This is a genomic window from Tumidithrix helvetica PCC 7403 (genome assembly GCF_965232925.1).
Classification (GTDB): domain Bacteria; phylum Cyanobacteriota; class Cyanobacteriia; order Pseudanabaenales; family Pseudanabaenaceae; genus Tumidithrix; species Tumidithrix helvetica.
In genome coordinates, this window is the sequence record NZ_CBDDRA010000005.1 from 43,573 (window position 1) to 56,448 (window position 12,876).

The window sequence follows — 12,876 nt, forward strand, 5'->3', positions numbered from 1 at the left end:
TCTGTCAAATTTAAGCGCGACTCTGGAAACAACTGATGAGCAAACCAACAATCCTCTGTGTTGATGATGAACGCAATGTTCTCCTCACCCTTAGAACTCAATTAATGTGTTACTTCCCTGACTTCACGGTTGAAATTGCCGAAAGTGCGGAGGAAGCCTTGGAGGTTGTTGAAAATCTCCTAGCCGATGGGCTAGAGCTGCCACTTGCGATCGCGGATCAGATCATGCCGGGTATGAAAGGCGATCGGTTCTTGATCGAACTTCACGATCGCCATCCAGAAACGCTGAAGATCATGCTGACAGGGCAAGCGCGTGCCGAAGATGTGGGCAATGCGGTCAATCGAGGCAATCTCTATCGTTTCATGGCAAAACCTTGGAATGAAACCGATTTGAAACTAACTGTAACCGAAGCTTTACGCAGCTATCAGCAAAATCAGGAAAACGCTCGGCAACGTTTGGAAATAGAACAAACCAAGTTGGAGCTTGAGGCGTTGAATGCCCGCTTAGAAAGCCAAGTGCAGGAAAACATCCAACAACTAAAACTGTTTGTCGAGCATACTCCTGCTGCTGTAGCGATGTTCGATCGCAACATGCATTATCTCCTGACTTCTCGTCAATGGAAAGAGGATTACAACCTAGGGGATCGAGAAATTATTGGGCGATCGCACTACGATGTTTTCCCAGACATTCCCGATCGCTGGCGAAAAATTCATCAACGATGTTTAGGGGGAGCGATCGAACGATGTGAAGAGGATTACTTCATTCGCAGTGATGGTTCTATAACTTGGACGCAATGGGAGATTCACCCTTGGTACGCTGATGCCAATAAGATCGGTGGGATTATCATGTTTACCCAAGTTATTACCGATCGCAAATTAGCAGAAATAGCCTTGCGCGAAAGCAAAGCCAGTCTGGCTATGGCTCAGAGACTTGCCCATATTGGCAATTGGGAATTCGATCTGCAAACTCAAGAAATTACCTGGTCAGAAGAGATTTATCACATGTTTGGGCTAGATCCCACCCAACCCGTACCACCCTATACTGAGTATATCGAGAAAATCCATCCAGACGATCGCCCTACATTGCTCCGCCATATAGAAGAGGCTGCTGTCAACGGTACGTCCTACACCATTGACTATCGAGCTATCTTTACGGATGGCTCAATTCGCTATCACGAAGGTCGTGGAGAAGCAATCCGAGATAGCCAAGGGGAAATCGTAAAACTACAAGGCACTGCATTAGATATTACAGAGCGCAAAAGTGCCGAAATTGCTCTGCGGGAAAGCGAACTAAGGTTTCGAGGCATTTTTGACCAGATGTTTCAGTTCGTAGGTTTATTGTCTCCCACTGGCAAACTTTTAGAGATCAACCAGCAAGCCTTACAGTTTACTGGGTTGAGTCGAGAAGAATTTCTTAGTTATGACTTTTGGGAAGTTCCTGCTTGGCATACACCTGAAGCGGTTGAATTTGTGAGAAATGCCGTTTTAAGTGCTGGTCGCGGAGAATTTGTGCGCGGTGAAGTGGAAGCATGTGGGGTAGGGAATCATTCGATCGCAATCGACTTTTCCTTACGTCCAGTTATGGATGAGGCAGGTAAGGTCGTATTACTGATCGCGGAGGGACGAGATATCACTGAGCGCAAGCATGAGGAACTGGCTCTGCAAAGCCTGTTGCATGGAACCGCCTCAATAACTGGTAAAGAATTTTTTCCCGAACTTGTCAGACAAATTGCGATCGCGCTGGATGTGTCTTATGTCTACATTACCCAGCAGGTCGGTGAAACCTTAGAAACGATCGCATGGTACGGCGACGATCGACTTCAACCCAATCTGACCTACAAAATCGCCCAAACTCCCTGCGAATTAGCAATGAGAGAAGGTCTCTACAGCTGTTCTAGCGTGAAACAGATGTTTCCGCTAGATGAGGATTTACTGGGATTGGAAGTTGATAGTTATCTTGGAGTAGCATTACAAAATGGTGCGGGTGAAAAGATCGGGGTGCTATGCGTGCTGGGTCGCAAACCATTACTCAATCCCAAACGAGCGGAACTGTTACTGCGGATTTTTGGGGCTCGTGCGATCGCCGAAATGGAGCGACTGCAAGTTCTCGAAGACTTGCAAAATCTGAATCTGGAACTCGATCGGCGCGTTCGGGAACGAACCCAAGAATTATTGCAATCGCGTAACTTTCTCGAAGTAATTATTGAAAATATCCCACTATCCTTATTTGTCAAAAATGGTAAAGCAGAAAAATTTGGCGAATTCTTACTGTGGAATAAGACTTCTGAACTGATGTTTGGTTTGACTAAGGAGCAAGCTATTGGGAAATCAGTATATGATTTTTTCCCGAAAGAGCAGTCTGATTTCTTTAATGAAAAAGATCGTTCATCCTTTGCCTTAGCTAAAATCGAAGATATTCCAGAGGAGCCGATCGATAGTTTGAGTCTGGGACGAAGAATTTTGCATACTATCAAAGTTCCGATGTTCGACGAACAAGGCAACCCCGATTATTTGATCTGTATTTCTGAAGATATTACCGATCGCAAACAAACAGACAACACCATGAGACAGTATGGGCGGATGATCTCATCCTCTCCAGATGGTATGGCTCTGGTTGACCGAAACTATACCTATCGCTTGGTCAATCAAACCTATTTAGATCGCAACGGTCAGGCATGGGAAGATATTATCGGACGCACAATTCCCGATTTATTGGGTGAAAATGCGTTCCAGTTCGTGATTAAACCAAGGTTAGATCGATGTCTTGCTGGCGAAATAATTCGTTATGAGGATTGGTTTCACTTCCAAAAAGTAGGCGATCGCTTTATTCGAGTTACCTATTCCCCATATTTTGAAGAGAATGGCACGATCTCAGGCGTAGTTGTTAGTACCCAAGACGATACTGAGCGGCGCAAGGTAGAGATATCCCTGCAACAGAGCGAAGAAAGGTTCCGCGCCACCTTTGAACAAGCTGCTGTGGGAATAGGACAGACTGACTTAAATGGACAATTTGTAAAACTCAACCAGAAATTTTGCGATATTCTTGGCTACCAAGAAGCCGAACTGTTCAATAAAACCTTTGAGGAAATTACTCATCCCGATGACATTGCCCTAGACAGAGAAAATGTTAGGAAACTGCTGACAGGAGAGAGTAAGGCATTTTTCATAGAAAAGCGCTACATTCACAAAGATAGTCGCATTATCTGGGTAAACCTTAATGTATCGCTAATCAATAACTTGAATGGAGAGCCAGAATACTTTATTGGGGTCGTTCAAGATATTAGCGATCGCAAACAAGCAGAACAAAACCTCCAAGCTGAGAGATTGCGTTTGCAAATTGCCCTAGAAGCCTCTGAAATGGGTACTTGGGAGTCCAATATGGAGATAGGCTATTGGTCAGAACGCACAGAAGCAATTTTTGGTTTTGCCCCTGGTACATTTCCAGGCGATCGCGAGGCTTTTATGAAATTGGTTTATGCCGAAGACCAAGAGCGCGTATTTAGCGCCCTTGCTCGTAGTTTTACCACCCAATCTCCCTACAAAATCGAATATCGGATTAACTACCCCCATGGAGAAATTCGTTGGGTGGTTGTGAATGGGAAAGTAGCACGAAATGAAGATGGTACTGGCTGGCGGATCGTTGGCGTAGCCCTTGACATTACAGAGCGCAAACGAGCGGAGGAATCCATTCGTTTAAGTCAAGAACAATTGCAACTGGCGCTTGAAGGCTCAGGTGATGGCTTGTGGGATTGGAATATTGTGACGGGTGAAGCCTATCTGAGTCCGCGTTGGCTGGGAATGTTGGGTTATGAAGTTGGTGAACCTCTAGGTCATGTCGATACTTGGATTCAAATGCTCCATCCTGACGATCTGCCCCAATTGATGGAGATGCTCAACGCGCACCTGCAAGACAGCTCAGTTCCCTATCAGGTTGAATATCGCGCCCTTTCTAAAGATGGAACATGGAAATGGATGGCGAACTACGGCAAAGTAGTTGCCCGCGATGCCGATGGCAAGCCTTTACGAATGGTTGGTTTGCAGAGAGATATTAGCGATCGCAAAGCTGCGGAAGCCCAACTTCAACATCAAGCGCAACAACTCGAAGAGTATACCCAGACTCTAGAACTGAGGGTAGAAGAACGCACCCAAGAGCTTTCGCAAGCATTATCCAATCTCCAATCTACGCAAGCAGGACTGATTCAATCCGAAAAGATGGCAGCCTTGGGACAACTCACTGCCAGTGTCGCCCACGAGATCAACACGCCTCTAGGTGTGATTCGCGCAGCTACGGGCAATATCGTCGCGGCTAGCAGTGTCTCCCTGCAGCAATTGCCCCAACTCATGCAAAGCCTGACTCCCAAACAACAGGAGGAGTTCCTGCGTTTGGTAAATGCCGCCCTTCAGAAATCTCAACCGCTATCTACCAGAGAAGAGCGACAACTGCGGCGACAACTGCAAAGCGAACTGGCTACCCAAGGTATTGCCAACGCAGTTGGCATCGCGAATCAACTCAGTCAGATGCAACTGGGTTCCGATCTGCACCTTTATCAATCTATTCTGCAAGATCCGAACTGTCACGACATTTTGCAGGTTGCCTACAAACTGGTATTGCAACATCAAAATACTCGCAGCATTCAACAGGAAGTAGACCGCGCCGCCAAGATCGTGTTTGCGCTCAAAACCTACAGCCATCGCAGCGAAGCTGGTGAGAAGAGTCTCGCTCAAATTAGCGATGGCATTGAGGTAGCTCTGACGCTCTACCAAAGCCGTCTGAAACAAGGAATTGAAGTGATCCGCCGCTATGCCGAAATCCCAGCAATTCTCTGCGACCCTGACGAACTCACGCAAGTGTGGGTGAATTTAATCGATAATGCGATTTATGCCATGGGGCAAGTGGGTACGTTAGAAGTTACATTGACCCAAAATCTAGAACATGCGATCGTGGAAATTACAGATTCGGGATGCGGAATTCCGACAGAAATTCAAGCAAAAATCTTCGAGCCGTTTGTGACCTCCAAACCGAGGGGAGAAGGTAGCGGACTAGGACTGGACATTGTGCGACAAATTGTTCGGAAACATGATGGTGACATTCAGGTCAAGAGTCAATCGGGACGAACGACCTTTAGCCTTTACTTTCCATTGCCTATAGACCTCAAGGACAGGAGGGAAAAACTGCCATGAATCCACAAGATTTAGCCACACTCCTTAAGGCATCTCAATCGATTTCCAGTGAAATTGAACTTGATAAGCTCGTGGAAACGTTCCTCAATATCGCGATCGTCCATGCGGTTGCAGAGAAGGGCGTCTTATTACTACAAGTGGAACAGGAGCTACAGATCGCCGCCCTAGGAACCTCTGGACAGCAGCCGCAAATCCTATCCGCACCGATATCTCTAGAATTAAGCCAAGATGTGGCAAGTAGTTTGGTAAATTGGGTCATATGCAGTTTAGAACCTCTAGTCTTAGCCGATGCTAGGGAAAATACTCAGTTTGCTAGCGATCGCTACATCATCCAGCACCAACCCAAAAGCGTTCTATGTACTCCCATTCTGAGACAAGGAAAGTTGCTGGGGGTTTTATATCTAGAAAACAATCTGACCGTGGGGGCATTCACCAGCGATCGGATTGCCGTTCTCAACCTCCTCAGTACCCAAGCCGCGATCTCTCTTGACAACGCTCGCATACTCAATGAAAGCCAGCAATCTAAGCTCGATCTCCAGCAGAGCAACGCTTTTCTGGAAGCTCAGCGAGAAGCTTCTCCAGATGGCATTTTAGTGATTGACAAAAATCGACGGGTTAGTGCCTACAATCGGGGATTTGCCGAACTATGGAACATTCCTCAGAGCGTTCTTGACACCAAAGACGATTACCAGCTTTTAGGATTTGTCCTAGATCGCCTAGAGCAGCCAGAGGAGTTTTTAAAAAAGGTGGAATATCTCTACGAGCATCCGTATGAAGCTAGTTTTGATGAGATTAACTTGAGGAATGGATATGTTTTGGAACGGGCTTCTACCTCGGTAATACTGCCATCTGGAGAGCATTGTGGGAGAATCTGGAGCTTCCGTGACATTAGCGATCGCAAAGCCACTGAAGCCAAACTCCAACACCAAGCACGACTACTTGAAGAGTATTCCCAAACCCTAGAGCAAAAGGTGGAAGAACGCACGCAGGAACTCTCTCAGACTTTAGCCGACCTCCAAGCTACCCAAGCAGAACTGATTCAAGCGGAAAAAATGGCAGCGCTCGGACAGCTCACTGCCAGCGTTGCCCATGAAGTCAACACACCTTTAGGGGTAATTCGCAGTGCCACAGGCAATATTATCGCTGCGTTTAACGTTTCACTTCAACAATTACCAGTATTGATGCAACGGCTAGCTCCTTCACAACAGGCTGCTTTTATCGCTTTGGTAAATACTTCGCTTCAGCAACAGCAGTCTCTCTCAACCAAAGAGGAACGACAACTGCGGCGGCGATTGCAAACTGAACTCAGCGATCTGGGGATTGTCGATGCTCAAGCGATCGCTTCTCAACTCGCCATCCTGCGAATAGACTCAGTTCTCGAAGCCTATCAGCCCCTTCTCGAAGTTCCTGATTGCTATGACATTTTACAGGTTGCTTATAAGCTGGTGCAGCAAAGCCAGAATGCCAGTAACATTCAACAGGAAGTCGATCGCGCGGCAAAAATCGTGTTTGCGCTCAAAACATACAGCCATCGCAGTGAAGCTGGTGAGAAAAGTCTCGCCCAAATTAGCGATGGCATTGAGGTAGCCCTGACGCTCTATCAAAGCCGACTGAAACAAGGGATTGAAGTGATCCGTCGCTATGCCAAAATCTCCGCAATTCTCTGCGACCCAGATGAACTCACGCAAGTATGGGTAAATTTAATTGACAATGCCATCTATGCGATGGGGCAGCAAGGTACGCTTGAGGTTGCTATAGCGCAAACTGAAGAACATGCGATCGTGGAAATCACAGATTCAGGAGGCGGGATTCCTGTAGAGATGCAAGCCAAGATTTTTGAGCCGTTTGTAACCACAAAGCCAAGGGGCGAAGGGAGTGGGCTGGGGCTAGACATTGTTCAGAAAATTGTGCAGAAGCATGATGGTGAAATTCAAGTTTGCAGCCATCTGGGGCGCACAACATTTACAGTTATTTTACCCTTGGCAAATATCTGTGATAAACCTTCCTCTGGATACCCTTTAACGACAGGAGATGTCATACCATGCGATCGTAGCGATCGGGAGATGCCCAATGAATAAGCAAACTATCCTCTGCGTTGATGACGAACGCAATGTTCTTCTCGCTTTAAGAACCCAGTTGTTGCGGCATTTTCCTGACTGTAAGGTTGAAATCGCCGAAAGTGCGGATGAAGCGTTTGAACTCGTTGAAGATTTATTGTCTGAGGGCGTAGAAATTCCCCTGGTCATTTCTGACCAAATCATGCCAGGCATGAAGGGCGATCGATTTCTGATAGAACTACACCATCGCTATCCTCAGATTTTGCAAGTGATGCTCACGGGGCAAGCCAGCGCCGAGGATGTCGGCAATGTTGTCAATCAGGGGAACCTCTATCGCTTTCTGGCTAAACCTTGGAACGAGATCGATCTCAGTCTAACAGTGACAGAGGCGTTACGCCGCTATCAGCAAGAGCAGCAACTAGCCCAACAACAAGTGGCCCTCGAACGAGCTAATCGCGAACTAGAAGCGTTAAATGCCGATCTAGAGCAACAGGTGCAGGAGCGCACCCAGCAACTACGGCGCAATCAGCAACAACTACAGTTATTCGTGGAATATAGCCCAGTAGCAGTAGCAATGTTCGATTGCCAGATGAACTATCAGGTAGCCAGTCAGCGCTGGATATCAGACTATAACTTAGGCGAACAACCCATCATCGGGAAATGTCATTACGATGTGTTTCCTGGAGTTCCCGATTACTGGAAAAAGATTCATCAACGCGGCTTAAATGGATTTGTAGAGAGAAACGAACAAGACACATACATTCGTCCCGATGGGAAACAGGAGTGGGTGCGTTGGGAGGTTCGTCCTTGGTACGATACAGAAGATTCTATCGGTGGCATCATTATCTTTGGCGAAGTGATCACCGATCGCATTCTGGTAGCAGAGGCACTTCGGGAAAGCGAACGACGTTATCGCCTCCTTTCAGAAGTTAGCCCCGTTGGCATTTTTCACAACGATCTGAGCGGATCTTGCATTTATGCGAATGCTAAAACCCTACAAATTACAGGGCTATCTCTAGAAGAAAATTTAGGTAACAACTGGGGCAAAAATTTACACCCCGACGATCGCAGCTGGATGTATGCCGCTTGGACTAACTTTGTCGAACAGATAAATCTTGGGCATGATGCCGAATATTGCATCGAACACCGATATCTCTACCCTGATGGTTCGATCAAGTGGGGCTTTGTTCAAGCCGTTCCCGAACGCAATATAAATGGCGATCTGGTGGGATTTGTCGGTTCGGTTGTTGATATTACCGATCGCAAACAAGAGGACCTAGCCCTGCAAAGCTTGGTAGAGGGTACTGCTTCTGTTACAGGTAAAGAATTTTTCTCTGAACTGGTTAAACAAATTGCGATCGCCCTTGATGTGTCTTATGTTTATCTTGACCGACAAGTGGGAGAAAACCTAGAAACGCTTGCCTGGTATGCCGAAGATCGGCTTCAGCCCAATTTAGTCTATAAAATCGCCCATACTCCCTGCGAGTTAGTGCTTCGAGAAGGTGTCTACGCCTGCTCTGGCGTGAAACAGTTGTTTCCACTTAATCAAAATTTGGTTGGGAGGGATGTAGATAGCTACCTAGGTGTTGCCTTGCAAAATGCCGCAGGTGAAAAGATCGGAGTGCTTTGCGTGCTAAATCACCAACCATTATTCAATCCCAAACGTGCCGAACTATTGCTCCGCATTTTTGGAGCGCGAGTCACTGTGGAATTAGAAAGATCGCAGACTTTAGACGATCTAGAATCTCTCAACCAAAATCTGGAAGAACGAGTAAATAAACGCACCCAAGAATTAGCAGGATCTAAACTAATACTACAGGAGAGTGAAGAAAGATTTCGACAGCTAGCAGAAAATATCGATCAAGTCTTTTGGCTTGCGCCTGCGGATCAAAGTCGAACCATGTATGTCAGTCCAGCCTTTGAGAGAATTTGGGGATATACCTGTGAAGAACTCTACCGCACGCCCATGCTTTGGTTAGAAGCCATCCATCCGCAAGATCGCGATCGCATCATGATATCACTAGAGAAGACTGCTGAGAACGGACACGATCGAGAATACCGTATAATTCGACGCGATGGAGAGATTCGCTGGATTCACGATCGCGCCTTTCCGATCCGAGATCGATCCAGTCAGGTGTATCGCATTGCAGGAATTGCTGAAGATATCAGCGATCGCAAACGTACAGAACAACAACTCCAGTCAGAGCGATTGCGTTTGCAACTGGCTCTGGAGGCTGCTGAGATGGGAACTTGGGAATCTAACCTAGATACGGGGATTTGGTCGGAACGAACGGAAGCAATTTTTGGCTATGCACCAGGCACTTTCCCCGGCGACCGCGAAGCCTTTCTGAAATTAGTTTATGTCGAAGACCAAGAACGAGTATTTCAGGCACTTTCCCATAGTTTTGCCACCCAATCTCCCTACAACGTTGAATACCGAATTAATCACCTCAAGGGAGAGATACGATGGGTCGCAGTGCGTGGAAAAGTCGTGGAAAATGAAGAGGGTAATGGTTTGCGTATGGTAGGTGTTGCCCTTGACATCACAGAACGCAAACAAGCAGAGGAAGCCCTACGTCAGAGCGAGATGAAATATCGACGTATTTTTGATAATTCTCAGGTGGGGATTTTCCGCAGTCGCATTGAAGATGGGCTGGTTCTCGCCGCCAATCAATATTTTGTAGAGCTAACAGGCTATCAGTCTATCAATGAAGTTGTCGGCAAGAAAAAAACGGCAGACTTTTATAGTATTGACTTGCGCCAGCAAGTTCTCGAACACTTACGTCAGTTCGGTCAACTCAACAACTTTGAGTTTGAGTTCCAGCAGCATGGGGGCAAACAATGCTGGGGATTGGTTTCCTTAAGTCTCAATCTAGAGGAGCAATGCATTGATGGAGTCATTAATGACATTAGCGATCGCAAACAAGTCGAAATTGCCTTGCAAGAGTCCCAGCAGTTTATTCAGAGTATTGCCGAAAACACGCCTAATATTATTTATATCTACGATCTGAGCGAACAGCGTAATATCTATTGCAACCGCGAAGTTTTTAGCATCCTTGGTTACACAATTGACGAAATAAAAGCCATGGGGAAAAACGTCTTACCCTCGCTTGTCCATCCAGATGACTGGACAAAAGTCTTAGAGTATCAACAGACAATCGCTGCGGCTCAAGACAAACAAATTATCGAGCAAGAATATCGAATGCTTCATGTCGATGGCAGTTGGCGATATCTATTAGATCGAACGAGCGTCTTCAAACGAGATGCAGAAGGTCGCGTGCTTCAGTACATCGGTGCAGCGCAGGATGTGAGCGATCGCAAACTAGCCGAGGCAGAGTTAAGAGATAGTGAAGAACGGTTGCGCCTCGCTCTGACAGCAGCAAATCAAGGACTCTACGATCTCAACCCACAAACGGGGATAGCCATTGTCAGTCCAGAATATGCCACGATGCTGGGGTACGATCCCTTGGAATTTCAGGAAACAAATACCAAATGGATCGAGCGGCTACATCCAGATGACATCGAGCGCGTTGCAGCAACCTATCAGGCCTACGTTTGCGGAGAAATTTCCGATTACAAGGTAGAGTTTCGACAACGGACTAAACATGGAGATTGGAAGTGGATTCTCTCCATCGGGAAAGTTGTGGCATGGGATGAAACTGGACAACCCCTGCGGATGTTAGGAACGCATACGGACATCAGCGATCGCAAACGGGCAGAAGCTGCTCTGCGCAAGAGTGAAGCCCTCTTGCGACGTGTTTTTGAATCCAATGTGGCAGGTATGGTTTTCTCTAACTTTGACGGTTACATTGTGGATGCCAACGATCGCTTTTTGCAAATGTTGGGCTACAGCAGGGAAGATTTACAATCGGGTTTACCGCCATGGAATGAGATCACACCGCCAGAGCATGTTGCCGCAGATATGCACGCGATCGAAGAACTTACGCGCACGGGTGAAATCAAGCCTTGGGAAAAAGAATACTTCCGTAAAGATGGCAGTCGCGTACCCGTGTTGATTGGCGCTGCGTTTATCGAGGGTAGCGATCCTCAAACCATTGCTGTCGTCGTAGATATCAGCGATCGCAAACGTGCTGAAGAAGCATTGCGTCAAGCCAATATAGACCTTGAAGTTCGCGTAGAAGAACGCACGGCTGAATTAAAACAGGCTAAAGAAGCTGCCGAAATGGCTAATCGCGCCAAGAGTGAATTTTTGGCAAATGTCAGCCACGAACTACGTACACCTCTGAACGGCATTCTCGGTTATACCCAAATTTTGCAAAATTCAACAACCTTGACCGATCGCGATCGAGAGGGTCTAGGCATAATTTATCGCTGCGGCACCCATCTTTTGACCTTGATCGGCGATATTCTCGACCTTGCCAAAATCGAAGCAAAGAAGCTAGAACTTCAGATTGCCGAGCAGTATTTAGCCCCATTTCTGCAAGACTTAATAGACATTTGCCATATCAGTGCGGGGCAGAAAAACATTGATTTTATTTATGAATCTTCTTTCCCGCTACCGAGAGAAATCTATGTCGATGCCAAACGGCTGCGTCAAGTACTGCTCAACCTACTGGGCAATGCGATCAAATTTACAGACCTTGGCAGTGTTACCTTTCGAGTGGATGTTCTTGGGCAAGAGCAACAGCTTCTAGCAAGTGGTGCAGAAGGATGGACGGAATTTACAATTCGTTTTACGATCGCTGATACGGGAATTGGAATCTCTTCAGAACAGTTAGAACGAATTCTTTTACCCTTTGAACAGGTAGGAGATACCACTCGTCAATCAGAGGGCACAGGCTTAGGTTTAGCAATTACCCATAGTCTCTTGACCATGATGGGTTCTACCCTAGAAATTCAAAGTCAACTGGGTCAAGGTAGCGTATTTGGGTTTACACTTCAAGTCCGTGCAGCCGCAACTGCGATCGAAGAACCTAGAACAACTCCTCCACCTCAAATTATTGGCTTTAAAGGACAACCGCGCAAAATCCTTATTGTTGACGACAAACCAGACAACCGCCTTATTTTCCTCGATTTACTTCAGCCCTTAGGGTTTGAGATGCAGGAAGCCGAAAACGGGCGATCGGGCATAGAGCGTGCAGTTTCATGGCAACCCGATCTGATCGTTGTCGATTTATCCATGCCAAGTATGGATGGCTGGGAATTGATTCGTCGGTTGCGTCAACTTCCCCAAGGTGAATCTTTTGCGATCGTGTTATCCTCAGCCAGAGCATTTGAATCCGATCGGCAAAAGAGTTTAGAGATGGGAGCGAACGCCTTCCTAGAAAAACCATTTCATGCGGAAAAACTCTTGGAGATTCTACAAACCCATCTAAATTTAGAGTGGAGCTATGCACCTATTGACAGACAAATCATCCAGAAAAATGCCAGCGATCCTGAAGTCACTTCAGTCACAATCGTTCCGCCATCCCCAGAGATCCTAGATCGGCTTATGGACTTGGCACTTAAAGGAACGTTGAATAAACTGATCGATACTGCAACCCAATTAGAAACATCAGATCCTAGTCTGGTTCCCTTTGCTTCTAAACTCCGATCTTTGGTAGAAAGATTTCAAATCAAGGAACTCAGGAAATTTATCCGTTCCTATAGAGAGGAATCAATCTGATACCATTTTCAAA

At 46.6% G+C, this 12,876-nt stretch carries 3 protein-coding genes; all 3 read left to right on the forward strand.

The genetic code is table 11. The features are described 5' to 3' along the window. The first annotated feature begins 35 nt into the window (after nucleotides 1-35). Genes ACP2WE_RS06190 through ACP2WE_RS06200 form a run of 3 tightly spaced genes read left to right on the forward strand, consistent with a single transcriptional unit; the run spans nucleotide 36 to nucleotide 12,863 of the window. Nucleotides 36-5,180 (forward strand): PAS domain S-box protein, encoded by a 5,145-nt coding sequence (locus ACP2WE_RS06190; protein ID WP_425214722.1) that lies wholly within the window; start codon nucleotides 36-38, stop codon nucleotides 5,178-5,180. Continuing rightward, entirely contained in the window at nucleotides 5,177-7,258 is a 2,082-nt protein-coding gene (locus ACP2WE_RS06195) for a GAF domain-containing sensor histidine kinase (protein WP_425214723.1), read from the forward strand. Before ACP2WE_RS06190 ends, ACP2WE_RS06195 begins: the two co-directional genes overlap by 4 nt. Then, nucleotides 7,251-12,863, forward strand: a complete 5,613-nt coding sequence (locus tag ACP2WE_RS06200) for a PAS domain S-box protein (RefSeq protein WP_425214724.1) — start codon at nucleotides 7,251-7,253, stop codon at nucleotides 12,861-12,863. The genes ACP2WE_RS06195 and ACP2WE_RS06200 overlap by 8 nt, the downstream gene beginning before the upstream one ends. Nucleotides 12,864-12,876: the final 13 nt, after the last annotated feature.

What these genes read in the sequence shown, in the direction of transcription:
- ACP2WE_RS06190 (WP_425214722.1), top strand. Translation starts at nt 36, where the DNA reads ATGAGCAAACCAACAATCCTCTGTGTTGATGATGAACGCAATGTTCTC.
- ACP2WE_RS06195 (WP_425214723.1), top strand. Translation starts at nt 5,177, where the DNA reads ATGAATCCACAAGATTTAGCCACACTCCTTAAGGCATCTCAATCGATT.
- ACP2WE_RS06200 (WP_425214724.1), top strand. Translation starts at nt 7,251, where the DNA reads ATGAATAAGCAAACTATCCTCTGCGTTGATGACGAACGCAATGTTCTT.